The organism is Pseudomonas sp. HD6515, from assembly GCF_024971855.1.
GTDB lineage: Bacteria > Pseudomonadota > Gammaproteobacteria > Pseudomonadales > Pseudomonadaceae > Aquipseudomonas > Aquipseudomonas alloputida.
This window is the reverse complement of the sequence record NZ_CP079827.1, coordinates 1,725,742-1,750,926: the sequence shown is the minus strand read 5'-3', so window position 1 is coordinate 1,750,926 and position 25,185 is coordinate 1,725,742. Positions and strand designations below refer to the sequence as shown.

Sequence of the window (25,185 nt, the reverse complement as noted above, 5' to 3'; positions counted from 1 at the left end):
TTCAGCGCGCCCTCGCCAACTCACGCAGCCACTGCAGCGTTTCACTGGCCAATGCCTGATAGTGAGACAGTATATCGGCCAAGCCCACCCAGAAGACGAACATGCCCATGACCAAGGTCAGCGGGAAGCCGATGGAGAAAATATTCAGCTGTGGCGCTGCGCGGGTCATTACGCCAAAGGCGATGTTCACCACCAGCAGCGCGGCAATCACCGGCAGAATCAACAGCAGGCCGGCACCGAACACCCAGCCCATGCGCCCGGCCAGCTCCCAGAAGTGGTTGACCACCAGCGCACTCCCCACCGGCAAGGTGGTAAAACTTTCGGTCAGCACCTCGAACACCACCAGGTGGCCGTTCATCAACAGGAACAACACACTCACCAGCATGGTCATGAACTGGCTGATTACCGTGACGTTGACCCCGTTGGCGGGGTCAACCATCGAGGCGAAGGCCATGCCCATCTGCACCGCAACAATCTGCCCGGCAATCACGAAAGCCTGGAACAACAACTGCAAGGCCAGGCCAAACAGTGCGCCAACGATGATCTGCTCGGCGCACAGCAGCAAACCGCGCAGGCTCAGCGGGTCGAATTCAGGCAGTGGCGGCAGTGCCGGCACGATTACCACGGTGATGGCCACGGACACGTACAAGCGCACCCGCGCCGGCAACATGCGGGTACCGAAAATCGGCATGGTCATCAGCACCGCGGTCACCCTGAACAACGGCAGGATGAAGGTGGCGACCCAGGTGCCGATCTGCGTGTCGGTCAGTTCCAGCATCGCCGCATCAACCTATGAGCTGCGGGATGTTGGTGTAGAGCGTGGTGATGTACTCCATGAATTTCTGCACCAGCCACGGCCCGGCAATGATCAGCGTGATCAGCATCACCAGCAGGCGCGGCAGAAAGCTCAGGGTCTGTTCGTTGATCTGCGTGGCCGCCTGGAACATCGCCACCACCAGGCCCACCAACAGGCTCGGCACCACCAGCACGGCAACCATCAAGGTGGTCAGCCATAGGGCATCACGGAACAGGTCGACAGCTACTTCAGGTGTCATCGGCGGCTCTCCTTGACGGCGTCAGACGCCGCCGAAACTGCTGGCCAGGGTGCCCATGATCAGCGCCCAGCCGTCGACCAGCACGAACAGCATGATCTTGAAGGGCAGCGAGATGATCAGCGGCGACAGCATCATCATACCCATGGCCATCAGCACACTGGCCACCACCATGTCGATGATCAGGAACGGGATGAAGATCATGAACCCGATCTGGAACGCGGTCTTGAGCTCCGACGTGACGAATGCCGGCACCAGGATCGTCAGCGGCACCTGGTCGGGGCCGGCGATGTCGGTGCGCTTGGACAGGCGCATGAACAAGTCAAGGTCGCTCTGCCGGGTTTGCGCCAGCATGAAGTCCTTGAGCGGGCCCTGGGCCTTGTCGATCGCCTGCTGGGCAGTCATCTGCTCCTTCAGGTACGGCTGCAGCGCGTCCTGGTTCACCCGATCGAACACCGGCGCCATGATGAACATGGTCAGGAACAGCGCCATGCCGGTCAACAGCTGGTTCGATGGCGTCTGCTGCAGGCCCAGGGCCTGGCGCAAAATCGAAAACACGATGATGATGCGGGTAAAGCTGGTCATCAGAATGACGAACGCCGGGATGAAGCTCAGCGCGGTCATGATCAGCAGGATCTGCAGGCTGACCGAATATTCCTGTTGCCCGTCCGGGGTGTTGGACAGGGTGATGGCCGGGATCGACAGCGGGTCGGCGGCCAGGGCCAGCGGCGCAGCCAGCAGCAGCGCCAGAGTCAACAACGTACGCAGCGCGCCGCTCATCACTTGTTGTCCTTAGGGTCCTTGCCCATCAGCTCCATCAGCCGCTGGGCAAACTCCGGCGTCGCCTGACGGACGCTTGCCGGCACTTCCACGGGTTCGGCCAGTACGTGCAGGGCCTCGATGGTGCCGGGGGTATGGCCTATCAGGATCTGCTCCTTGCCCACCTGCACCAGCAGCAGGCGGTCACGCGGGCCGATGGCACGGCTGCCGACAATCTCGATCACCTGCCCACCCTTCACAGCGGTGCTCTGCAGGCGCCGCAGCAGCCAGGCCAGGAAGAAGATCAGGCCCACCACCAGCAGCAGGCCCAAGACCATCTGCGCCAGCTGCCCGCCGAGACTGCCAGGTTGAGCCGCCGGGGTGGCCGCTGGCGTGGCCGCAGCCAGGCAGGCGTGGCTGGCGAACAGCACCGCTGCCACGGCGATGGCGCGCATCGTGCCCTTCACTCAGCGCAGCTTCTTGATACGTTCGCTGGGGCTGATCACGTCGGTCAGGCGGATGCCGAACTTTTCGTTGACCACGACCACTTCGCCATGGGCGATCAGCGTACCGTTGACCAGCACGTCGAGCGGCTCCCCGGCCAGGCGGTCGAGCTCGATCACCGAGCCCTGGTTGAGCTGCAGCAGGTTGCGGATGTTGATCTCGGTGCTGCCCACTTCCATGGAAATGTTCACCGGGATGTCCAGGATCACGTCCAGGTTAGGGCCTTCGAGGCTGACATTTTCGTTCGGCTTCGGCGAGCTGGCGAATTCTTCCATCGGCAGGCGGCCCGGGCCGCTGCTGCCGGTGTCCCCGCCCAGCAGTGCATCGATGTCGGCCTGGCCGGCAGAACCGGTTTCTTCCAACGCTGCGGCCCACTCATCGGCCAGTGCCTGGTCCTCTGGGGAGGTGATCTCGTTTTCGTTAGCCATGATTTCCTCGACAGGCATTCAATTCGTTGTAAGCGACCGGCACACCGTCAGCGGCGTTCGATCGGGTCAATGATCTGCAGGGCCAGGTTGCCCTTGTGCGAGCCCAGCCGCGCCTTGAACGCTGGCACCCCGTTAGCGCGCAGCACCAAGTGCTCGGGCAGCTCCACCGGGATCACGTCACCCGGCTGCATGTGCAGGATGTCGCGCAGCTTCAGCTGGCGTCGGGCGACCGTGGCGGTCATTGGCACGGCCACGTCCAGCACGTCCTCGCGCAGGGCCTTGACCCAGCGCTCGTCCTGGTCGTCCAGGTCCGACTGGAAACCGGCGTCGAGCATTTCCCGCACCGGCTCGATCATCGAGTACGGCATGGTCACGTGCAGATCGCCGCCGCCGCCGTCCAGTTCGATGTGGAAGGTGGACACCACCACCGCCTCGCTGGGGCCGACAATGTTGGCCATGGCCGGGTTGACCTCGGAGTTCATGTACTCGAAGCTGACCGGCATGATCGCCTGCCAGGCTTCCTTGAGGTCGACGAAACACTGGTCCAGCACCATGCGCACCACACGCAGCTCGGTCGGGGTGAACTCACGCCCTTCGATCTTGGCGTGGCGGCCATCGCCGCCAAAAAAGTTGTCCACCAGCTTGAACACCAGCTTGGCGTCGAGGATGAACAGCGAAGTGCCACGCAGCGGCTTGATCTTGACCAGGTTGAGGCTGGTGGGCACGTACAGCGAGTGCACGTATTCGCCGAACTTCATGACCTGCACGCCCCCCACGGCCACGTCTGCGGAGCGGCGTAGCAGGTTGAACATGCTGATACGGGTGTAGCGGGCGAAGCGCTCGTTGATCATTTCCAGGGTCGGCATGCGACCCCGCACGATACGGTCCTGACTGGTCAGGTCGTAGCTTTTGATACTGCCAGGCTCGGATGCACTCTCGGTCTGCACCAGCCCGTCGTCGACACCGTGCAACAGGGCATCGATTTCATCCTGGGACAGCAGGTCCTGTACGGCCATTGCGGACTCCTACTGCAATACGAAATTGGTGAACAGCAACTGGTCGATGACCGGCTTGCCGACTTCCTTCTGCGCCACTTCCTGGACCACCGCGGTGGCCTTCTGACGCAGCATCTCCTGCCCTACCGGGCTGCTGGCGAGGGTGTCGAACCCTTGCCCGGAGAACATCATCACCAGGTTGTTGCGGATCACCGGCATGTGCACCTTGAGGGCATCCAGGTCGGCCTGGTTACGCGCCTGCAGGGTGATGCTCAGCTGCATGTAGCGCTGGCGGCCGTTCTGGTTGAAGTTGACCACGAAGGCCGGGGTCAGCGCCTCGTAGATCGCCGCTGGCTTGACGTTGCTGGCCGCGGCCTCGGCGGCCGGAGCGGGCTCGCTCTTGTGCATGATGAACCAGGTAGCGCCCACCGAAAGGCCGATCGCCAGCAGCAGGCCGACGACGGCCAGCAGGATCAGCTTGAGTTTGCCTTTAGTGGCGGGGTCTTTGACTGCTTCGCTCTTCGCCATGCCAATAATCCGTCGTCCATCGGGGGGTTCAAGGGAGGATGGCTTGGCTTGAGCAAGTGTTATGCCAGATTTCGCAGGGGATGGATTCCAGCAGGTTTTGCGGTGCTGGCTTCTTCGCGGCCACGCCCGCTCCCACAGCTACCGCACAGGGTTCGAAATCAACGAAATGCCTGTGGGAGCGGGCTCGCCCGCGAAGAAGCCAGCCCAGGCCAACCGTTATCAGGCGTAGTAATCGACCGCACTGTCGCCGACAACCACCTGCTGCTCCAAAGGCCGGGCGCTATCGACCGCCTCGACCCCACCCTGCTCGGAGCGGCGCGCCGCCACCCCGGAAAGGTTGCTGCCCTGCGCCTGCCCCTGCTGTTGTTGCTGCCCGCGCGACTGGTCAGCCACGTTGACATCCGGCTGCGCCAACCCCTGCTGGGCAAACAGTTCGCGCAGGCGATGCACCTGGCTGTCGAGGGCATCACGTACGCCGGCGTGGCCGCTGATGAAGGTGACCTGGGTGGCCTGGTCCGCCGCAACATTGACGCGAATGTCGAGGCGACCGAGTTCTGCCGGCTCCAGTTGGATATCAGCCGACTTGAGGTTCTGGCTGGACAGGTACATGACCCGGTTGACCAGGCCTTCGGCCCAAGCGTTCTGGTTCATTGGCAATGGCTGATGCAGCGGGTTCGCATTGGCCGGCACGGCATTGGCGGTCTTGGCCGTGGCCGCCTGGGTCAGGCTGGCCAGGCGGTTGGCAAAATCATCGATGCGGGTGTCGCTGCTGGCACTCTTGGTGTCTTTCAGGCCGTCCTCAAGCAAGCTGCCAAAGGCCTTGTCACCGGATTCGGCGCTTTCGCCATCGGTATTCTCGACCAAATTCGCCAAGGTATTGACGGCCGCCTGCCCTTCCTCGCCCTGAGCCTGGGCAGCATCGAGGGCATGTGCCGAGGTGCCACCCTTGGCCTGGGCACTGTGCTCCAGCGCGAGGCGCAGGGTTGGCAGGTTGGCCAGGGGGTCAGCATCCGGATCGAAGGCCTCCTCGGCGGACGGCTCTTCAGGCAGTGCCGCGGCGACCTGGGTTTGCGCCGTGGCCGCCTGCAGCACGGGCGCCACCGCCTCGGCCTGAGCCTGGATCAGTTGTGCGCCGGGCTGGGCATCAGTGACCTGACCGGCCACCAGGCTGGCATCACGCACACCCGTATCGGCCTGGGCCGAATCCTCTTCTGGCAACTTGTTGCCGTCATCGGCAACTGCAGCTTTGCCAGCCGGGTCTTTCTTGCCGCCGGCTGCCGCATCAGGTTTGTCCTTGGGCTTGGCTTGAGCAACCTTGTCGTCCTGCCCGGTAACCTTGTCGCGGCCCTGCTTGGCCATCACCTGGCCAAAGGCATCGCCCTTGTCGCCCAGCGCCTGCAGCGGCTTGTCCGCCTGCACGGTGGCCGAACGCGAGGTCTTGGCAATGGCATTGGCTTGCAACAAAGGGTTGGGTGCGACAGGCATCGAGCGGTCTCCGCGCCAGAAACAAAAATCATCGGGCAGAGACAGGCAAGACTCGCGCCAACTCGCGTATCAGCCTGCGGAAATACGTTGCTGCTCACCACGGTAAAAGTGCTGCACCACGACGAATTCCATGTCGATGCGGCTGATCAAGTCTTCAATTCCATATAACGGGGGCCGCCGTGCGCGCTCTTCGAGCTGCTGGCACAGGCTGGCCAAGGCCACCGCGCCCATGTTGCTGCTGCTGCCCTTGAAACTGTGGGCTGCCGCGCCAAGCTCCTCGGCGCTTTTGGCCGCGTGCAGCTGGCCAAGACGCCGCTCTGAGTCGTCGAGAAAAGTCTGCACCAACTGCAGGTAGCCATCTTCCATGACCTCACGCAGGTCACTGAGTACCTTGTGGTCAATATGCATGTCAGTCACTTGTTCACTCCTTGATCAAGCCAGATTATGCCCGAGCCAACCCGTGGCTCACCATACGAACTCCACATGCGCGCAACGCCCGCCTTCACTCCAGCGCGCGTCACTGGCCAACTGCCGCACCAGATTCAGACCGCGACCGCTCAGCCCCTGATCCAGCGAAGGCCGCGCAAGCACTTGCTGCACGTCGAAGCCGGCACCGCTGTCGCGCACCTCGATCATCAGACGCCCACCGCCGCCATGCGGTTCAACCTTGAAATCGATGCTTACAAAGCCTTCGGTCAGCGAGCCCAGGCGCCGGGCGCGCTCCTGGTAATAGTCGGTAAAGCCCTGCACATCGCGCTTGAGCTGTGAGTCCAGGCCCAGCACACCATGCTCAAGCGCATTGGCATACAACTCGCTAAGCACACTGTGCAAGTTGCCGGTACGCGCGCGCAGGCCATGAATTTCCTGCAACAACTGCACCAGGTAAGGCACAGGGTTGAAGCGCTTGAGGCTTTCGCCCCGCACTTCGAAGCTCAGCGACCAGTCCAGCGGGCTGGAGCGGCCACTATCAGAGTAGATCATCGGTGCCGGCACCCGCTCCTCGGCAGTGAACATGCGAATGTCGCACAAGCTGATGTCATCGCGTGGCTGCCCACCAAAACGCTCCAGGGCCAGCATCAGCTCATCGAACAACTGCACAGGGTCGCGGTTGTCGGCCAGCACCGCTCGCAGGCGCTGTACGCCAAACAGGCGCTCCTGGTCGTCGGCGGTATCGAGCACACCGTCTGACAGCAGCAACAGGCGCTCGCCCGGTGCCAGCGGCAACACCTCTGTGCTGTCATCGAAGCGCTCAGCGGCCAGAATGCCCAGCGGCAGGTGCCGCGAACTCAGTGCCGACAGCACTTGGCCATCCACCGACAGGCGATAACCATCGGGCATACCGCCATTCCACACCTCCACCGAGCCGCGCTGCATGCTGAGGTTGAGCAGCAGCGCACAGCAGAACATGTCCACCGGCAGGATGCGCTTGAGCTTGGCATTCATCTCGCGCAGGATCTGCGCCATGCCGTAGCCCTTGGCGGTCATGCCGTAGAACACCTCAGCCATCGGCATGGCGCCGACCGCCGCCGGCAGGCCATGACCGGTGAAATCGCCAAGCAGCACACGCATGTCGCCGGCCGGGGTAAATGCCGCCAGCATCAGGTCGCCATTGAACAGCGCGTAAGGCGATTGCAGGTAGCGAATGTTGGGGGCGGAAAGGCAACCCGAGTGGGCCACCTTGTCGAACACCGCCTTGGCCACCCGCTGCTCGTTAAGCAGGTGATGGTGATGCCGTGTGATCTGGTCACGCTGTTCTAGTACCGTTGCCTGCAAGCGACGCAGACGGTCCATGGCGCGAATCTTGGCAGCGAGGATCACCGCACTGTAGGGCTTGGCCATGAAATCATCGCCCCCCGCCTCCAGGCAACGCACCAGGCCTTCTTCTTCATTCAGCGACGTCAGGAAAATGATCGGCACCAGCGCCTCGCCAGCCAATGCCTTGATCTGCCGCGCCGCCTCGAAGCCATCCATGACCGGCATCAGGGCGTCCAGCAGCACCAGTTGCGGGCGCCGCTCGAGGTACAGCGCTACCGCCTGCTCGCCGTTCTCCGCAGTGAATACCTGATGCCCCTGGCGGCGCACGATCTGCGCAAGCAGAAGGCGATCGACAGCACTGTCTTCGGCGACCAGCACGGTCAACGCCTGTTCAGCCGGCATGTCGGCGCTCAACTGATATCGAAGAGTTTTTCGAAATTGGAGATAGCGAGAATCTTGCGCACGTCGGAGCTGGCATGCACTACCCGCACATCCGACTCGTCGCCGCCCGCGTGGTCGCGCAGCAACAGCAGCATGCCCAGCGCGGAGCTGTCGAGGTAGGTGGTGTCCTTCAGGTCGACGACCACCGAATCCGGGCGCCTGGGCTGGCGTTCGTAGGCGTCGCGAAACTCCTGATGCTTGCCGAAATCGAAGCGCCCCTTGATCTTGATGGTCAGCTTTTTCCCGTCCTGCGAAAAATCAGTCTCGACTGCCATGCTAGCGATTCCTTCGATGATGGCGGATGCAACTGCTCTAAGGTTTAGCAGGCGATGGTGGGGGTGGCAAGCGGATGCAGGCTCGTGGCTTTGATGGCCTGTACGGCCTCTTCGCGGGTAAACCCGCTCCTACATCAATCGGTGGTGTCGCCCAATACCGTGGTAGGAGCGGGTTCACCCGCGAATAGGCCGGACCTGCCAGCCAACATACCCGGTCATACACCGTCGCAGCCGCCACCGCATTCGCGGGCAAGACCTCGCATTTGTTTCGGGCCAATTATTCCGCTGCAAGGCCTGCGGCGAACACCTATAGATGGTTTTGCCGCGGTAGGCGCTGCGACAGCTCATCCAGCAAGCGCTGCTCACGCTTGTCTTCAGCGCGCCGGGCCTCGTCCTGGTAGCGCTGTACCAGCTTGCGCAAACCTTCCACCCGGGCATAGGCCTGCTGCCAGGTACCCCGGGCGTTATTGAGGTTGTTCTGGTGCCAGACCAGGCTTTGCCGCTGCTGGGTCATGGCCGTTTCCAGCTGCCCCAGAAAACGCTGATAATTGACCAGCCAGCTGCCATTGACCCCTTGCCCGCCGCGGTTGATCCACTGCAGCTGGTAATCCTCGCGAAAGCGCTCCAGCTCGGCCAGCTTGGCTTGGGCCGTGGCCACCTGCTGCTGGAAATGACCAAGGCGCTGAGCCGCCTTGCGCTCGGCTTCTTCGGCCATGTCCACCACCGGCGCCAGGCGCGCGGCACGTCCGGGCAGCGCCATGGCTTATCAACCTGCCGGGGGCGTGAAAATTGCCCCCAGCTGTTCGCGGCTCTGCGCCATGCCCACATTCTCGCACAGGCCTTGGCGCAGGAACTCAACCAGCTTCGATTGCAAGGCAATGGCCAGGTCGGTCTCTGGATCACCGCCGGCCACGTAAGCCCCCACGCTGATCAGGTCGCGGCTTTGCGACAGGCGCGACCACAGTTGCTTGAACTTCTGCGCCTGGCGCAAGTGGTCGGCATCGACCACTTGGGGCATGACCCGGCTGATCGACGCTTCGATGTCGATGGCCGGGTAATGGCCCTCCTCAGCCAGCCGACGCGACAGCACAAAGTGGCCGTCAAGCACGCCCCGCGCCGAGTCGGCGATCGGGTCTTGCTGATCGTCGCCTTCAGACAGCACAGTATAGAACGCAGTGATCGAACCACCGCCAGGCTCGCCATTGCCTGCCCGCTCCACCAGCTTGGGCAGCTTGGCGAACACCGATGGCGGGTAACCCCGGGTGGCCGGTGGCTCGCCGATGGCCAGGGCAATTTCCCGCTGGGCCTGGGCGAAACGGGTCAACGAGTCCATCAGCAACAGCACATTCTTGCCTTTGTCGCGGAAGTACTCGGCAATGCGTGTGCAATACATGGCGGCGCGCAGGCGCATCAGCGGGGCATCGTCGGCCGGCGAAGCCACCACCACCGAGCGCTTGAGGCCCTCTTCACCGAGGATGTGCTCGATGAACTCCTTCACCTCGCGCCCCCGCTCACCGATCAGGCCGACCACGATGATTTCGGCTTCGGTGAAGCGGGTCATCATGCCCAGCAGCACCGATTTACCCACCCCGGTACCGGCAAACAGGCCCAGCCGCTGACCACGGCCGACGGTAAGCAGGCCGTTGATACTGCGAATGCCCACATCCAACGGCTTGCTGATAGGGTCGCGGTTGAGCGGGTTGATCACCGGGCCGTCCATCGGCACCCAGTCCTCGGCCTTCATTCCGCCCTTGCCATCCAGCGCACGGCCGGCGCCGTCGAGCACCCGGCCCAGCATGCTCATGCCCATGGGCAGACGGCCGCCGTCATCCAGCGGCACGACCCGGGCCCCCGGCGCGATGCCGACGATGCTGCCCACCGGCATCAGAAACACCTTGGGCCCGGCAAAGCCCATGACTTCGGCCTCGACCTGCACCGGGTGATAACTGTCATCGTTGATCACCAGGCAGCGGCTGCCCACTGCTGCGCGCAGGCCTTCGGCTTCCAGGGTGAGGCCAACCATACGCAGCAAGCGGCCTTCGACGATGGGCTGGGCAGGCAGCTCGATGGCCTCAGCGTAAGAGCCGAGGCGCTTGCCGAAACTGGTGCGTTCAAGGTGCATCTGGGCTGTCCACGGCACGCTCGGCCGGCGCGTCCAGGTCTATCGTCATGTCTGGCGCCGCCGGGTGCAGGGAATGGTCGTGCAACTGGTCGAACAGCTGCGCCACCGCTTTTTCGATACGCGTTTCCATGGTGGCATCGATACGGCTGTGGGCCGTCTCGATGCGGCAACCACCCGGTAGCAGCGCGCCGTCTTCCAACAGCCGCCAGTTCTCCTCATGGCGTTCGCGCAGGGCCTTGGCCAGCTCGAAATCCTGCGGGTTGAGGTGGATGCGGATATTGTCCGCGCCCATGGGCAGCAGCTTGAGCGCTTCGCGCAGCACCTGAGTGATCTGGCTGGAATCGTTGCGCAGCTCGCGGCCAATCACCTGACGGCTCATGTGCGCGATCAGGTGCACCAGGCTTTTCTCGATCTGCGTGTCCTGCTCGGCGATCGGCTCCATCAGGTTGGCCATCAGCCGCTCGAGGCTTTCCAGCTTGGCCTTCAGGGCCTCTTCGGCCTCCTGGCGGACTTTGAGCTGAGTGCTGTGGAAGCCCTCGCGCTCCCCGGTGGCGAAGCCCTCGTTGTAGGCCTCCTGACGGATGGCTTCGAGCTCTTCCAGGGTCAGTGGCTGGACTTCTTCCAGCGGCACTTCCTCGACTTCCTCGATGACCTCGGGTTCCGGCTCTGGCTCGGGCGCAGGCTCCGGTTCCGGGTCGAAGCTGGGCAGCGTCCACACGTCCACGCCCTCGAGGTCGCGGGCGCGGATCAGGTCGCTGGGGTGTTGTTCTTTGGTGGGCATGCTGTCATGTTCTCAAACCATGTTCGGCCGACACGGTCCCTTGTAGGAGCGGGTTCACCCGCGAATGCGTCGGCAGCGACAACCTCGATTGCCAGGGCCGACGCCTTCGCGGGTAAACCCGCGCCTACAAAAGGCGGCGTCGGCCATGGGATCGCGAATACCTTAGATCATTTCCTCGGCGCCCTTGCCGCCAAGCACGATCTCGCCGGCCTCGGCCATACGCCGGGCAATGGTGAGGATTTCTTTCTGCGCGGTTTCCACGTCGCTGACCCGTACCGGCCCTTTGGCCTCCAGATCGTCGCGCAGCAACTCCGAAGCACGTTTGGACATGTTCTTGAAGATCTTGTCCTTGACCCGCTCGTCGGCGCCCTTGAGCGACACCACCAACACGTCGGAGGACACTTCGCGCAACAGCGCCTGGATGCCCCGGTCGTCGACGTCGGCCAGGTTGTTGAAGACGAACATCAGGTCTTCGATCTGCTCCGACAGGTCGCTGTCGATTTCGCGGATCGCGTCCATCAGTGCGCCTTCCACCGAGCTGTCGAGGAAGTTCATGATGTCGGCCGCCCGCTTGATGCCACCCAGGGTGGTACGCGCGGCGTTGGAGTTGCCCGAGAACTGCTTCTCGAGAATCTGGTTCAGCTCCTTCAGCGCCGCGGGTTGCACGGTGTTCAGCGATGACACGCGCAGGACGATGTCCAGGCGCACCTTGTGGTCGAAGTTGCTCAGCACTTCACCGGCCTGGTCCGGGTCGAGGTAGGCGACCACGATGGCCTGGATCTGTGGGTGCTCATAGCGGATCACGTCGGCCACGGCACGCGGTTCCATCCACTTGAGGCTGTCCAGGCCGCTGGTATTGCCGCCGAGCAGGATGCGGTCGACCAGGCCGTTGGCCTTGTCCTCGCCCAGGGCCTGGTTGAGCATCTTGCGGATGTACGCATCAGAACCGACGCCCAGGCTGGTCTGGTCGCCGACGATGTCGACGAACTCGCTCATCACCTGTTCAACCTGGTCACGGTGCACATTGCCCATCTGCGCCATGGCCACACCCACCCGCTGCACTTCCTTCGGGCCCATGTGCCGCAGCACCTGGGCCGCATCGGTCTCGCCCAGCGAGAGCAGGAGGATCGCCGCCTTGTCGACGCGGCTCAGCTTGGCGGTAACGGCTCGGTTATCACTCATCGGCGTTGATCCAGTCTTTCACGACCTGGGCCACACGGCCCGGGTCTTCGGCCACCAGGCCTTTGATTGCGTTGAGCTGTGCCTCGTAACCCTCGCTCGGGCTAGGCAGCAGAATGCTTGTCGGGCCACCCAGGCTGACGCGGTCGTTGGCCAGTTCGCCATCCAGACCCATCATGCCGCCCAGCTCCATGTCGCTGTCCGGGGCAGCCTGCTTGCCGCCCCCGGTAATGTTGTTCAGCACTGGCCGCAGCACGCCGAACACCAGCACCAGGATGAACACCACGCCCAGCACCTGTTTGACGATATCCCAGAACCACGGCTGCTGGTAGAAGGCGATATCGGCGATTTCCTCGCCACGGTCGGCGGCGAACGGCACGTTGATCACCGTCACGCTGTCGCCACGGCTGGCATCGAAGCCGACTGCGTCCTGCACCAGGCGGGTAAAGCGCGCCAGGTCTTCGGCACCCCATGGCGCCCGCGTGGTATCGCCAGTGGCCGGGTCGATCTTGACCTGGTCGTCCACCACCACCGCTACCGACAGGCGGGTCATGCGCCCCTGCTGCTGGCGGGTGTGGCTGATGGAACGGTCCAGCTCAAAGTTCTTGGTGCTTTGCTGACGTTTGTCTGACGGGTACGGCGCGAGCATCGGCTGACCGGTGGCCGGGTCCATGATCTGCTGACCATTGGCATCCACCAGCGGTTGGCCAGGCTGAATGGCAGCAGCCGGGGTAGCCGCGCCACCAGTGGTCTGCGGTGCCGAAGCGGCGCCTGGCGGCTGGTTGCTCAGCGCGCCAGGCACGCCTTGCGGGCCTTGGCTGCTGGCACGTTGTTCGTCGACCGACTGCTCGCTGCGCAACGCCGGCTGGTCGGGGTTGAACTGTTCGGAGGTGGACTCGACCGCGCTGAAGTCGAGGTCGGCGGACACTTCGGCCTTGTAGCGGTCGTTGCCCAACACCGGCTGCAGAATGTTGTGCACACGCTGGGTGAGCATGCCTTCCACCCGGCGGCTGTAGTCGAACTGCTTGCCGGCCTGGGTCAGCGCGGAATCCTGAATCTGTTCGGACAGCAGGTTGCCTTTCTGGTCGACGACGGTGACCTGGGATTTGTCCAGTTCCGGCACGCTGGTGGCGACCAGGTTGACGATGGCCATCACCTGCCCGGCTTCCAGTGCACGGCCTGGGTACAGCTCGACCAGTACCGAGGCGCTGGGCTTGCGTTCATCACGCACGAACACCGAACTTTTCGGGATGGCCAGGTGCACGCGCGCGGCCTTGACGTTGTTGAGGCTGGAAACGGTACGGGCCAGTTCGCCTTCAAGGCTGCGGCGGTAGCGGGTAGCTTCCATGAACTGGCTGGTGCCCAGGCCCTGCTCCTTGTCGAGCAGCTCGAAGCCGACATTGCCATCGCTCGGCGCCACGCCGGCGGCTGCCAGTTTCAGGCGCGCACGGGAGAGGTCGTCGGCCTTGACCAGCAGGGCCCCCGAGTTGGGCTCCACGTTATAGGGGATGTCAGCAGCGGCCAAGGTGTCCATGACCTGCTTGGTGTCCATGCCCGACAGGCTGCCGTACAACGGACGGTAATCGGGTTGTTGCGACCACAGCACCACGGCAAAGCCGATGGCCACGCTGGCCGCCAGGCCGACCATGAGGCCGATCTGACGCAGCATGGGCATCTGCGAGATGTTTTCCAGAAACGCCATGCCAAACAGCGGCGGCTTGGCCGCTGGCGAGCCAGCTTTGGCGGGGGCGTTTTCGACGACTGCTTCAGCCATGGGTTACATCCGTCCTCAAACCGGCATCTGCATGATGTCCTGGTACGCCTGGACCAGCTTGTTGCGTACCTGGGTCATGGCTTGCATCGACACGCTGGCCTTTTGCGAAGCGATCATCACGTCAGTCAGGTCGACGCCGCTTTTGCCGATTTCGAACGCGTTGGCCAGTTGGGTCGAGGCCTGCTGCGTCTCATGCACTTTGCCGATGGCCTGGCCGAGCATGTCGGCGAAGGTGCTTTGCCCTGGCGCCAGCTCGGGGGCGGCAGTTACCTTGGGCAGCGACATGGCATCGGCCTGCATGGCCCGCATGTCCAACATCAGACGATTGAATTCAACACCTTGGCTCATGACCCTTCTCTCTCCTGCGGCCGCATTTTTTTGACACTCATGCGGCGAATGACCTACCTAAAGCAACAAAGGTGCCAGCCTTCGCGACTCATTTCCCAGGGCTCACACAATTCCTGTGGGAGCGGCCTTGCGTCGCGATAGGGGCGCGAAGCGGCCCCAGGACTTCAGCTCCGCCGCAAAGATCACCGGGGCCGCTTTGCGGCCCTATCGCGACGCAAGGCCGCTCCCACAGAGGTCCGCGCCAGTTGCAGGTGATTGGCCTGTCAGCCGAACAGGCTGGCCTCGACGTCAAACCCGGCATCGCGCATCTGCGCCAGCTTGTAGCGTAACGTCCGCGGACTGATCCCGAGGCGTTCGGCCGCCTCTTTGCGGCGGCCGCGCTCGGCGCGCAGGGTGTCGATGATCATCTGGTACTCGTGGCGACGCATGTCATCCCCCAGGCCGCCGGCATCAGCAACCACCTCGAGAGATGGCTCGGTGCCAGCTGACAATGGAATGGCGCCTGCCAGACAAAAATCCGCCGCCTCGATCACACCACCCTGCTGCAGAATCAACGCCCGCTGCAGGGCGTTGTCCAGCTCGCGCACGTTGCCCGGCCAGGCATAGGCTTGCAGGCAGGCCCGCGCCCCTGGCGAGAGGCGCACCGGGGCGTGCTTCATCTTGGCCACATGGCGCGCCAGCAAGCGCTCAGCCAGCTGCAGGATATCGCCCGGCCGCTCACGCAGCGGGCGCCAGGCCAGCGGAAACACTGACAGGCGGTAGTACAGGTCTTCGCGGAAGCGCCCGGCTGCCACTTCGCCTGCCAGGTCGCGGTTGGTGGTGGCCAGCACCCGAATGTCCAGGCTGATCGGCTTGCGCCCGCCTACCCGCTCCACCTCCCGCTCCTGCAGCACACGCAGCAGCTTGGCCTGCAAGGCCATGGGCATTTCCGAGATTTCGTCGAGCAGCAAGGTGCCGCCTTCGGCCTGCTCGAACTTGCCCGCCTGAGCCGCAATAGCGCCGGTGAAGGCACCCTTCTCGTGGCCGAACAGGGTGGCCTCGAGCATGTTGTCGGGGATCGCCGCGCAGTTGATCGCCACGAAGGGCTGCGCCGCGCGCGGCGACTGCTGGTGAATGTAGCGCGCCAGCACTTCCTTGCCAGTACCGGACTCGCCGGAAATCAGCACGGTCGAGTCACTGCGCGCCACACGGGCCGCCAGTTCCAGCAACTGGCGGCTGGCCGGCTCGCAGGCCACCGGCCCCTCTTCGCCGGTCACACGCCCGGCGGCATGCCGCTCCACGAGGCTGAGCAGCGCCTTGGGCTCGAACGGTTTGACCAGGTAGTCGACGGCGCCTTGGCGCATGGCCTCGACCGCACGCTCGACGGCAGCGTGCGCCGTCATCAACAGTACCGGCAACTGTGGCTGCTGGCGGCGCAGCTGGCTGAGCAACTGGTGCCCGTCCATACCGGGCATGTTGACGTCACTGACCACCAGGCTGAACGCGTCATCCAGTACGGCCTCCAGCGCTTCTTCGGCACTGCCCACGGCCTGGTAGGCGAAACCGCCGATTTCCAGGGTATCGCCCAGCGCCTGGCGCAATACGCGGTCATCCTCGACCAGCAGCACCTTGATTGCCATTACACCCCCTCCGCCAATTGCCCGTCGATCAATGGCAGCTCTACCCGCACGCAGGTACCACGGCCGACCTTCGAGCGCAGGTTGATCGTGCCCTGGTGCGCACGCACCACCGCCTTGACCACGGCCAGGCCCAGGCCGGTGCCGGTGGCCTTGGTGGTGAGGAACGGCTCGCCCAAACGGCCGAGCAAGCCTGCATCGATGCCACTGCCGGCATCGCTGACGCACAGGTGCAAGCTACGTTCGCGGCGGTACAGGTGCACCTTCAGCCGTGCCGGGCCATCGCTGGCCTGCAGGGCATTTTCAATCAGGTTGAGCAAGGCACCGACCAGGGTGTCGCGGTTGCACAGCAGCTCACCCAGATGACTGTCGCACTGCCAGCGCACGGCGTGCCCCTGCACATGCGCCTGGGCCGCCTGTTGCAGGGCCTGGAACAGCGCTTTCGGGGTCACCCGGTCCCCCAGTGGCAACTCGCCACGGGCAAACACCAGCATGTCGCGCACCTGGTGTTCCAGTTCGTGCAGGCGCTCCTTCAAGGTCGCGGCGAAGCGCTGACGGGTTTGCGCGCTCAGCGCTTGCTCGTTGTCGGCCAGGTGGCCGGCATACAGCATGGCTGCCGACAGCGGCGTGCGGATCTGGTGGGCCAGCGAGGCAACCATGCGCCCCAACGACGACAGCCGCTCGTGGCGAGCCAGCTGGTCCTGGAGGCGACGGGTTTCAGTCAGGTCGTTGAGCAGCACCAATTGGCCAGGCTCGGCATCCAGTGAGCGGGTGGCGATCGACAGGCGGCGACCGTCGCGCAGCGAGACTTCGTGGCCGTCGTCCTTGCGCGGGGCAAAGCTACGGGCGATCACCTGGCGCCACAATTGGCCGATCAGCGGCTCGCCGAGCAACTCGCAAGCAGCCGGGTTGGCTTCGCGCACAAGGCCCTGGCCATCGATCACGATCACCCCGCCGGGCAGCAAGTCGAGCAGGTTCTGCAGGCGGTTGGCCAGACGTTCCTTTTCACTCAGTTCGTCGATGCGCTGGGCGCTGACCACGGCCAGCTCGCCCTTGAGCTCACTGACCCGGGCTTCGAGCAGGCTGTAGGACTGGCTCAGTTGGCTGGACACCTGATTGAACAGGGCGAAGGCCTGCGCGATACCCTGGCCGCTGTCCTGCGCGACCGGGGTTTGCCCCTGCTGTTCGGGGGCTCGGGATACGTGGGCGGCCTGGGGCATCGTGCTCTCTCGCGTGGCTGACCGTCATAAAAACGGTGTGTTGCCAGCGATGTAGCAATAGCCGTGCCGGAGATAGGGATTTGTGCCGGCCTCTTCGCGGGCACGCCCGCTCCTACAGGGATATCACCGAATTGAAGATGTGTATCGATCCTGTGGGAGCGGGCGTGCCCGCGAAGAAGCCATCATAGGTAACCGCCAGGCTTCAATCTTCCGCCTGTTCCTCACCGCCCTGGCGGCTCATGCCGTACTTGCGCATTTTCTCGACCAGTGTGGTACGGCGAATACGCAAACGTTCAGCCGCGCGCGCAACGATACCGTTGGCATCGTCCAGCGCCTGCTGGATCAGCCCCTGCTCCAGGCTACCCAGGTAGTCCTTGAGGTCCAGGCCTTCGGGCGGCAGCATGGCGTGGTTGCTGAAATTGGGTGTGTGGCCATTGATCGCCACGCGCTCTTCCAGGTCGCTGCGCAGGCTGTCGACCATCTGCTCGTCTTCGTCATCGACATAGCGGAATTTCTTCGGCAGTTCCGACACGCCAATGACCCCGTACGGGTGCATGATCGCCATGCGCTCGACCAGGTTGGCCAGCTCGCGCACGTTGCCCGGCCAGCCGTGACGACACAGCGACATGATCGAGGCGGAATTGAAGCGAATGGAACCGCGCTTCTCGTGCTCCATGCGCGAAATCAGCTCGTTCATCAGCAACGGGATGTCTTCCACCCGCTCACGCAACGGCGCCATTTCGATAGGGAACACGTTCAGGCGGTAGTACAGGTCTTCGCGGAAGGTGCCGTCCTCGATCATGGTTTCGAGGTTCTTGTGCGTCGCAGCGATGATGCGCACGTCGATGCTCTGGGTCTTGTTGCTACCCACGCGCTCGAAGGTGCGCTCCTGGAGCACACGCAGCAGCTTGACCTGCATCGGCAACGGCATGTCGCCGATTTCATCGAGGAACAGGGTACCGCCGTTGGCCAGCTCGAAACGCCCGGCACGGCTGGTGATGGCCCCGGTAAAGGCGCCCTTCTCGTGGCCGAACAGTTCGCTCTCCAGCAGCTCGGCCGGGATCGCGCCACAGTTGACCGGCACGAACGGCGCTTCACGGCGCTTGGAGTGGTAATGCAGGTTGCGCGCCACCACTTCCTTGCCGGTGCCTGACTCACCCAGGATCAGCACGCTGGCGTCGGTATCCGCCACTTGCTGCATCATTTGCCGCACGTGCTGAATGGCACGGCTGGTGCCCACCAGGCTACGGAACAAATTGGGCTCGCGCTGGCGACCGCGCTCGCGCGCCTGGTCATACATTTCGCGGTAGACCTGGGCACGGTGCAGCGAATCCAGCAGCTGGCTGTAGCTTGGCGGCATTTCCAGGTTGGACAGCACCCGGCGGCGAAGGTCTTCCGGCAGCTCGGCAGAAGAAATTTCACCTAAAAGCAGAACCGGAAGGAACTCATCCCAGGTAGCCACTGTCTTAAGCAGCCCAAGCAGATTGCCCGGAGCATTCACGGTGCCGATGAGCACGCACAGCACTTCGCGGCTCGAGGACAATGGCTCGACCGCCTGCTGCCAGTCATGGCTGGCACATGCGAGGTTTTCTTCGCCGAGGAAGTTCAGCACCACCGCAAGGTCGCGGCGGCGCGCGCTGTCGTCATCGATCAGCAGAATCTTGGTTTCACGCCACATGCAATAGCAACTTCCCTAGTCATATCGGCGCCCTGCAGGGGCGTGCTCGACATCATTCCGACTGAATGGTCAGTGTTCGGACGTCTGAAATTCGAAAACAGCCACTAGTAAAGTCAAAAACTTAAAGGCAGTCAAATTTATGGCGCCGAAGCGTTGCTCTCTGCCCAGCTTCAGCTGAACAGATGGTATACCTTTGTGGCGTGTTTCGCTTGGTTGATATTCGACATTTGTGCGACCAAGGATTGACGCTCGTCACTTGCAACGTCGATCAGCTGACGATAAACCGCCATCAACGCTTCCAGATTGGCCCGGATTGCGGCCTCATCATCCTGATTCTCTTGCAGTAATTCATCCATCAGCGCACGACAGGCCAAGTCCAACTCACCAATGGCCGCCCAGTCGCGCACTTGCAGGGCCTCGCTCAGGGCAAGGCGGGTGTCTTCGATTTGCTGCAGCGCGCTCATGGGGGTGCTCCTTAGGGTGTTATTGCTCGGCGGAGGCGATGGCATCCCAGCCGCTTTTGACAGTGATCATCAATTGCGCGACTTCGTCGATCATGGCCGGGTCGCTATGCAGATTGGCCTGAGTCAGGCGGCGAGCCATGTAGTCGTACAGGCTGTCGAGGCGGTCCAGTTCGTCTGGGTTATCGGTCTTTTCCTTATCCAGCCCCTCACGCAGACCACCGATGATGTCAATAGCCTTGCCCAGCATCACACCCTTCAGCGCCACATCGCCGCGCGCGATCGCACCTTTGGCCTGAGCCATGCGGTCAAGCGAACCCTCCATCAGCAATTGCACCAAGCGGTGCGGGGTAGCTTCGGAAATTTGAGCGTGGGAATTGACCTTCTGGTACTGGCGAAGGGCTCTCATCGGGTGCATGGGGGATCCTCATTGAACGGGGCTGGACGTGGGCCGCATGTCTACTACATCGGCCCGGCCCGGCGTTTCTTTAATGATCAGCTGTCGCTATTGGCTTTGTTCAACGCGTTGAGCGTGGTCATCACGCTGTCACTAGTAGCCTTGAGCTGGGCGACCATGGTGTCCATGGCGTTATATTTCTTGGTCAGGGTTTCGGTCAAAGACTCGATACGACGGTCCAGGGCGGTTTGCGACTCTTCCAGTTGCTTGAGCTGATTAGTCAGATTGGTCTGACGAGAGGCCAGGATGCCACCGGTCTTGGCGTATTCCTCGGTGGCGGAGGTCATGCGCGTGAGCAGGCCTTCCTTACCGGTGAACAGACCGCTGATGTCAGCACCATACGTTTTGACCGCAGCGTCCCACTTGGTGTCATTGAGCTCCAACAGGCCGGTTTTCTGGACGGTATTGATGCCTAATTGCGACAAAGTGCGCAGGCCTGTACTGCCAACGCTCCGACTGATCTCGCTACGAATGGAATTGACCAGCGAGCGCATGGTCGCATCACCGGTCAATGCGGCCGAGCCGGTGGCAGAGCCATCAGAGCCTGTGGTGACCTTGGTCTGGGCATTGATAGTAGTCATCAGCGCATTGTAAGCGGTGACGAACGACTGCACCGAGGTCTTGAGCGTATCGTTATTGCTCGATACCGCTAGGCTGGCCTTGCCTTCCTTGACCAGTGTGATATCCACGCCACTGATGGCGCCTGTCACAGTATTCGAGGCCGATTCCAGCTCAAGACCGTCCAGGGTGTATTTTGCGTTCTGTGGCTTGGCGATGGTCGTCACATCACTAGCCATGCTGGCGTCGCCGCCCAACGTCAGTTCGGTGCCCTCACCCATTTTAGTGGACGAGAAGATCAGGCGTGAACCACTGGCGTCGGTGACGATGTTCGCGGTGATACCTTTTGACTGCAGTTGACCATTAATCGTGTCACGAGCCTGCTGCAGGGTCGCGCCGTTGGCGATGGTCACGCTATGGGTAGCACTGCCCTGGCTAATCGTCAGGGTTTGCGATTGCCCCGAATCGTTGACGATAGTCGAAGTCTTCTCGTAGACCTGTGTCGAGATCTTGGAAGCTGTCGCCAACTGGGTAACTTCGAGAGCATAGTTACCGGACGACGCGCCATCGCCCAGCTTGATCTTGGCAACGGCTTCATCGGACGACGACGACGCCAAACCGGAAAAGCTCGAAGCCGTGTTCAGCTTGGCAACGGCTGCACGAAAGGTATCCAGTGCGCTTTTCACAGTACCGATGGCCGACAGCGAGGTGGTGGCTGTGGTGGTCTGGTTGTTGATCTGGGTTTGCTTGGGCGCCTTTTCGGCATCTGCCAGCGCCTTCACGATACCGCTGATATCGAGGCCAGAGCCAAGCCCATTGATGGTTGAGCTCGCCATATCACATCTCCTTAATCGTTGCCGCCGGTTTACCGACGAAAAGGCATCCGTGCGCTAATAAACAAATGCCGTGCCAACTCAGACCTGGGTATCGAACAACAGGCTGTTGGCGTCTTTCAGGTTTTCCGCCAGTTTCAGTGCCACTTCGGATGGCAGCTGGCGGATGACTTCGCCGCTTTGGCGGGCTATGACCTTGACCACCACCTGGCCGGTGGAGTCATCGATCGAAAAGTCGAGTTGTCGCTCTGAAGCCTTGACGAAGTCTTGGATGGCACTGATGGCGCTTTCCAGGTCTTGCCGAGCTTCAGGTTTGGGTTGTTTGTCGACCGGCTCGCTGGCTGCCGGGTCGCTTGCTTGCCGCTTGCTCGTCGATGTGTCGGGCGCAGCGGAGGCGGGATAGGACAGGCCCAGTTTCACGCTCATATCCATGTCTTACACCCCTTATTCTCGGAAAGACGAAAGGGTACGTCGCCGTACCCTTCGTCAAACTACTCAGCTTTTGAAATTAGCCCAGCAGTTTCAGTACCGACGACGGCAGCTGGTTGGCCTGGGACAGGATCGCGGTGGAAGCCTGTTGCAGGGTCTGCTGCTTGGTCAGCTCGGCGGTTTCAGCAGCAAAGTCGGCGTCCTGCACACGGCTGCGGGCAGCGGTGGAGTTTTCCGAGATGCTGTTCAGGTTGGCTACGGTGCTGTCGAAGCGGTTTTGAACGGCACCCAGTTGGGCGCGCTGGCTGTCGACCTGGGCGATAGCAGCATCCAATGCTTGGATCGATATCTGCGACGACTTAGCGTCAGTAATGCTGAGGTTGGAAACGGTAGTTTCCATTGCAACTGCCGTCGCACCAGTTTTGCCGGCTAGACCGAGAGCGGCGAGACCAGTACCTGCACTACCGTCAGCAACAGTAATGTCTTTGTCGGAGAACAGCGACAGCTTACCATCATCAGTCAGACTGGCAGTAACACCCGTGCTAGCGCTATTGATCGCCGAAACGACGTTCTGAGCGCTGGAGCCCTTGGCGAACTTGACTTCTACACCATTCAGAGTAATCGAAGTATCTTCAGTAGTTTTAGCTTCAGAAGTACCAGCAGTCAGGCCCAACTGAGCCAAGGAACCGCTTTGATCATTCGAGAGACGAACATCGCTGCCATCTTTCGAAACGATATTCAAACGACCATCAGCATCGATTTTGGTTTTGGTTGCGTCGATAGTACCGATAGCGTTGATTTGAGTGAGAACAGAGTCAATATCAGCACCTGCAGCCCAAGTAACCTGAGTGTCATTGACCTTGATAGTGCCACCAGCAGCAAGAGTAGTTGCGCCAGTTGCAGGGGTTGGAGTACCTGCACGAACAGCGTTAGTGGTGCCGGTAGCTAGACCAACAGCGGAAGCACCAGCGCCGGAAATTTCTATATCTGCCAAGGCAGACATGGTGAAGCCATCAGCGTCAGTAAAGCCTACAGTGGCGGTATTATCACCAGTCGCAGCTCGCAGAGCGGCTTGCATCTTAGTAGCAATAGCTGCACCTTCGTCACCAACCTCTACCAATACAGATTGATTACCGATAGCGAAGCCGAATTCCGCAGCGAAGCCGCCTCCACCAGCCTTAATCTCGTCTGGTACTGATGTGCTGTTCACGACCGCCGCACCCACCACCGGCGCTGGAGTGGTCAGCTTAGTACCCAATGCAGTGGCAGTCAGCCCCCCCATTTCATTACCAGCAACAGTTGCCTCGCTGTAAGATCCTTTTAGACCAGTTGCACTGATGTCAGTCATGCCGAACGAAATTGTTTCGTTAGCGCTAGCACCAATCTGGAAACCGATGTTCTGGAAAGAGCCGTCCAGAATGTTACGACCACCGAAGGTAGTGGTGTTTGCAATACGAGTCAGCTCACCCGACAGAGCGGTGAACTCCTGCTGCAGGGAAGTACGGTCATCATCGCTGTTCGAGCCGTTAGCCGACTGCAGGGCCAGTTCGCGCATACGCTGCAGAATGCTGGTCGATTCCTGCATCGCACCTTCAGCAGTCTGAGCGATGGAGATGCCGTCGTTGGCGTTTTTCACGGCAACGCTCAGGCCTTTGATCTGGCTAGTCAGACGGTTGGCGATCTGCAGGCCAGCGGCGTCGTCTTTGGCGCTGTTAATTTTCAGGCCAGAGGACAGGCGGGACATGGAGGTGCCCAGCGCGTCGGAAGCACGGTTCAGGTTCTTCTGAACGCCCAAGGAGGTGATGTTAGTGTTAACGGTCAAAGCCATGACGAATTCCTCGTTGTATGGATACTGCGGCTTCCGGCCCTGGCGACAGCCGGGTGTGGCCTAGAGAACCTTCGTAATGGTTATCGTCGGGTGCGCGGGTTGCTTGAGGTTTTTTTCAAAAAAAAAATACTGGCATGGGGCCAGCCCTGAGAAATCAAGGGGTTAAGGGCGGTTTATTGGCGTCAAAAACTGTTCGAACTGGGGCTGAATGCCTCATCCCGTCTGTAGGAGCGGGTTCACCCGCGAACACCGGCGAAGCCGGTGCCATAGACCGAGCTGCCTTCTTCGCGGGTGAACCCGCTCCTACAATGGGCTGCGTCAGGCAGAAGTTTATTTTCGGCACAAAAAAAGCGCCGGGCGGTGGCCGCCGGGCGCTTTTGTGGGCTGACAGGGGATCAGTCGCGGTACAGGATGGCCGAGCCCCACGACAGGCCCACGCCAAAGCCACTGATCGCCACGCGCTTCCAGCTGCCATCGAGCATATGCTTCTGCAGCAGCAGCGGAACACTGGAGGACACCGTATTGCCGGTTTCCAGCATGTCCTTGACGAACTTCTCCGGGTGTTGCTCTTCAAAGCGTCGCGCCACGGCGTCGACAATCGCCGCACTGCCCTGGTGGATGCAGAAGGCGTCGATATCCGACGACTTCAGGCCGCTGGCGTCCAGCAGCTCGTGCAGGTGCGCTGGCACTTTGATCAGGGCGAAGTTGAATACCTGGCGGCCGTTCATGAAGAACTTGCCGTCGCTGACTTTCAGGTGCTCAGCACCGGAACCATCAGTGCCGAAACGCGCCTGGCCCAGGTTCCAAACCGCGTTTTCACCCATCCAGGTTGCCGTGGCGGCGTCGCCGAACAGCATGGTGGTGTTACGGTCTTCCGGGTCGACGATCTTCGAATACGGGTCGGCGGTGATCAGCAGGCCGTTCTTCAGGCCTGCCGCCTCCATGAAGCCTTTGATCGCATACAGGCCATACACATAGCCGGAGCAGCCCAGCGACACGTCGAACGCCGCCACGCGGGTAGACAGGCCAAGTTTGCTCTGGACGATGGCTGCGGTGTGCGGCAGGCCTTCTTCGTCGCCGTTCTGGGTGACCACGATCAACGCATCGATCGATTGCGGATCAAGGTCGGGGTTGCTGGCGAACAGCGCCTGGGCGGCTTCTACGCACAAGTCGGAGGTTTCTTGCTCTTCGGCCTTGCGCGGCAGGAACGACGCACCGATCTTGCCGAACATGAACTCTTCGTCCTTGCCGAACTTCGCACCCTGAACGTAGTTGTCCAGGCCAGCGGTGGGCACGTAACTCGCAATGCTTTTGATGCCAATCATTCTGGCTTCCCAATGAAAACAGCCAAAGACCACCACTCGATGAATTGAGGGCGCCAAATACCGGAGCGGTCACCGCCAGGGGTTGTAGCCAGGGCTCGCCTGCGCACCGGTAACAAAATGCTGCAACAGCTGCTGCATAGAATACAGGGAAGATGAGCGTTTTGACTCATTGGTCACATTGAAATGCTACGAAAGCCGTGGCGAGGGTGTGGGGACTGGGGAATTTGCGGAATGACCGGGCGGGTACTGGACCCCGAATGATCAGCTTCGCAGCAGATATCGATGGGGCCGCTTAGCGGCCCTTTCGCGACGCAAGGCCGCTCCCACGAACGCCACCTTCAGAAGAGAGGAGGA

26 protein-coding genes are annotated in these 25,185 nt (G+C 61.9%); all 26 read right to left on the bottom strand.

Going from position 1 to position 25,185, the window contains the following annotated elements; translation table 11 throughout:
* Window position 1: 1 nt before the first annotated feature.
* A complete protein-coding gene (fliR, locus tag KW568_RS08205; RefSeq protein ID WP_003254413.1) occupies window positions 2–778 on the bottom strand; it encodes a flagellar biosynthetic protein FliR in 777 nt (258 codons plus the stop codon).
* A 7-nt stretch (window positions 779–785) separates the two neighbouring features.
* Window positions 786–1,055 (bottom strand): flagellar biosynthesis protein FliQ, encoded by a 270-nt coding sequence (gene fliQ, locus KW568_RS08200; RefSeq protein ID WP_003254414.1) that lies wholly within the window; start codon window positions 1,053–1,055, stop codon window positions 786–788.
* A gap of 21 nt (window positions 1,056–1,076) precedes the next feature.
* Window positions 1,077–1,832: a flagellar type III secretion system pore protein FliP gene (fliP, locus tag KW568_RS08195; protein ID WP_003254415.1), complete on the bottom strand. Its 756-nt coding sequence runs from the start codon at window positions 1,830–1,832 to the stop codon at window positions 1,077–1,079.
* A complete protein-coding gene (gene fliO / locus KW568_RS08190) occupies window positions 1,832–2,266 on the bottom strand; it encodes a flagellar biosynthetic protein FliO (protein ID WP_014860286.1) in 435 nt (144 codons plus the stop codon). Before fliO ends, fliP begins: the two co-directional genes overlap by 1 nt.
* A gap of 12 nt (window positions 2,267–2,278) precedes the next feature.
* Window positions 2,279–2,743 (bottom strand): flagellar motor switch protein FliN, encoded by a 465-nt coding sequence (gene fliN, locus KW568_RS08185; protein WP_003254417.1) that lies wholly within the window; start codon window positions 2,741–2,743, stop codon window positions 2,279–2,281.
* A 47-nt stretch (window positions 2,744–2,790) separates the two neighbouring features.
* Window positions 2,791–3,759 carry a flagellar motor switch protein FliM gene (gene fliM, locus KW568_RS08180; RefSeq protein WP_003254418.1) on the bottom strand — a complete coding sequence of 323 codons (969 nt, stop codon included), beginning with the start codon at window positions 3,757–3,759 and terminating at the stop codon, window positions 2,791–2,793.
* 9 nt (window positions 3,760–3,768) lie between these two features.
* Window positions 3,769–4,266, bottom strand: a complete 498-nt coding sequence (gene fliL / locus KW568_RS08175) for a flagellar basal body-associated protein FliL (RefSeq protein ID WP_003254419.1) — start codon at window positions 4,264–4,266, stop codon at window positions 3,769–3,771.
* 219 nt (window positions 4,267–4,485) lie between these two features.
* Window positions 4,486–5,751 carry a flagellar hook-length control protein FliK gene (locus KW568_RS08170; RefSeq protein WP_003254420.1) on the bottom strand — a complete coding sequence of 422 codons (1,266 nt, stop codon included), beginning with the start codon at window positions 5,749–5,751 and terminating at the stop codon, window positions 4,486–4,488.
* A 69-nt stretch (window positions 5,752–5,820) separates the two neighbouring features.
* Complete coding sequence (locus KW568_RS08165) at window positions 5,821–6,168, bottom strand: Hpt domain-containing protein (RefSeq protein ID WP_004577674.1); 348 nt, start codon at window positions 6,166–6,168, stop codon at window positions 5,821–5,823.
* Window positions 6,169–6,216: 48 nt separating this feature from the next.
* Window positions 6,217–7,908, bottom strand: a complete 1,692-nt coding sequence (locus tag KW568_RS08160) for a fused response regulator/phosphatase (protein WP_003254425.1) — start codon at window positions 7,906–7,908, stop codon at window positions 6,217–6,219.
* An 8-nt stretch (window positions 7,909–7,916) separates the two neighbouring features.
* Entirely contained in the window at window positions 7,917–8,222 is a 306-nt protein-coding gene (locus KW568_RS08155; RefSeq protein ID WP_003254426.1) for an STAS domain-containing protein, read from the bottom strand.
* 307 nt (window positions 8,223–8,529) lie between these two features.
* Window positions 8,530–8,982, bottom strand: a complete 453-nt coding sequence (gene fliJ / locus KW568_RS08150) for a flagellar export protein FliJ (protein WP_003254427.1) — start codon at window positions 8,980–8,982, stop codon at window positions 8,530–8,532.
* 6 nt (window positions 8,983–8,988) lie between these two features.
* Window positions 8,989–10,344 carry a flagellar protein export ATPase FliI gene (gene fliI / locus KW568_RS08145; RefSeq protein ID WP_004577673.1) on the bottom strand — a complete coding sequence of 452 codons (1,356 nt, stop codon included), beginning with the start codon at window positions 10,342–10,344 and terminating at the stop codon, window positions 8,989–8,991.
* On the bottom strand, window positions 10,334–11,125 hold the full coding sequence (gene fliH, locus KW568_RS08140; protein WP_004577672.1) for a flagellar assembly protein FliH: 792 nt from the start codon (window positions 11,123–11,125) through the stop codon (window positions 10,334–10,336). Before fliH ends, fliI begins: the two co-directional genes overlap by 11 nt.
* A 162-nt stretch (window positions 11,126–11,287) precedes the next feature.
* Window positions 11,288–12,307, bottom strand: coding sequence for a flagellar motor switch protein FliG (gene fliG / locus KW568_RS08135; protein WP_003254434.1), 1,020 nt, complete (start codon window positions 12,305–12,307; stop codon window positions 11,288–11,290).
* Window positions 12,300–14,078: a flagellar basal-body MS-ring/collar protein FliF gene (fliF, locus tag KW568_RS08130; protein WP_004577671.1), complete on the bottom strand. Its 1,779-nt coding sequence runs from the start codon at window positions 14,076–14,078 to the stop codon at window positions 12,300–12,302. Before fliF ends, fliG begins: the two co-directional genes overlap by 8 nt.
* A gap of 15 nt (window positions 14,079–14,093) precedes the next feature.
* Window positions 14,094–14,426: a flagellar hook-basal body complex protein FliE gene (fliE, locus tag KW568_RS08125; RefSeq protein ID WP_003254438.1), complete on the bottom strand. Its 333-nt coding sequence runs from the start codon at window positions 14,424–14,426 to the stop codon at window positions 14,094–14,096.
* Window positions 14,427–14,689: 263 nt separating this feature from the next.
* Window positions 14,690–16,045 carry a sigma-54 dependent transcriptional regulator gene (locus KW568_RS08120; RefSeq protein WP_004575776.1) on the bottom strand — a complete coding sequence of 452 codons (1,356 nt, stop codon included), beginning with the start codon at window positions 16,043–16,045 and terminating at the stop codon, window positions 14,690–14,692.
* A complete protein-coding gene (locus KW568_RS08115) occupies window positions 16,045–17,262 on the bottom strand; it encodes a PAS domain-containing sensor histidine kinase (RefSeq protein ID WP_004575775.1) in 1,218 nt (405 codons plus the stop codon). Before KW568_RS08115 ends, KW568_RS08120 begins: the two co-directional genes overlap by 1 nt.
* A 202-nt stretch (window positions 17,263–17,464) precedes the next feature.
* Window positions 17,465–18,940 carry a transcriptional regulator FleQ gene (gene fleQ, locus KW568_RS08110; RefSeq protein WP_003254443.1) on the bottom strand — a complete coding sequence of 492 codons (1,476 nt, stop codon included), beginning with the start codon at window positions 18,938–18,940 and terminating at the stop codon, window positions 17,465–17,467.
* A 170-nt stretch (window positions 18,941–19,110) separates the two neighbouring features.
* Window positions 19,111–19,404, bottom strand: a complete 294-nt coding sequence (locus tag KW568_RS08105; protein WP_003254445.1) for a hypothetical protein — start codon at window positions 19,402–19,404, stop codon at window positions 19,111–19,113.
* 19 nt (window positions 19,405–19,423) lie between these two features.
* Window positions 19,424–19,819: a flagellar export chaperone FliS gene (gene fliS / locus KW568_RS08100; protein WP_003254447.1), complete on the bottom strand. Its 396-nt coding sequence runs from the start codon at window positions 19,817–19,819 to the stop codon at window positions 19,424–19,426.
* 77 nt (window positions 19,820–19,896) lie between these two features.
* Window positions 19,897–21,252, bottom strand: a complete 1,356-nt coding sequence (gene fliD / locus KW568_RS08095) for a flagellar filament capping protein FliD (protein ID WP_003254449.1) — start codon at window positions 21,250–21,252, stop codon at window positions 19,897–19,899.
* 78 nt (window positions 21,253–21,330) lie between these two features.
* The gene (locus KW568_RS08090; protein WP_003254450.1) at window positions 21,331–21,681 is read right to left on the bottom strand and encodes a flagellar protein FlaG; all 351 of its coding nucleotides are present in this window, start codon (window positions 21,679–21,681) and stop codon (window positions 21,331–21,333) included.
* 76 nt (window positions 21,682–21,757) lie between these two features.
* The gene (locus tag KW568_RS08085) at window positions 21,758–23,506 is read right to left on the bottom strand and encodes a flagellin (protein WP_004575774.1); all 1,749 of its coding nucleotides are present in this window, start codon (window positions 23,504–23,506) and stop codon (window positions 21,758–21,760) included.
* Between the two features lie 395 nt (window positions 23,507–23,901).
* Window positions 23,902–24,831 carry a ketoacyl-ACP synthase III gene (locus KW568_RS08080; protein ID WP_003254453.1) on the bottom strand — a complete coding sequence of 310 codons (930 nt, stop codon included), beginning with the start codon at window positions 24,829–24,831 and terminating at the stop codon, window positions 23,902–23,904.
* Window positions 24,832–25,185 lie beyond the last annotated feature (354 nt).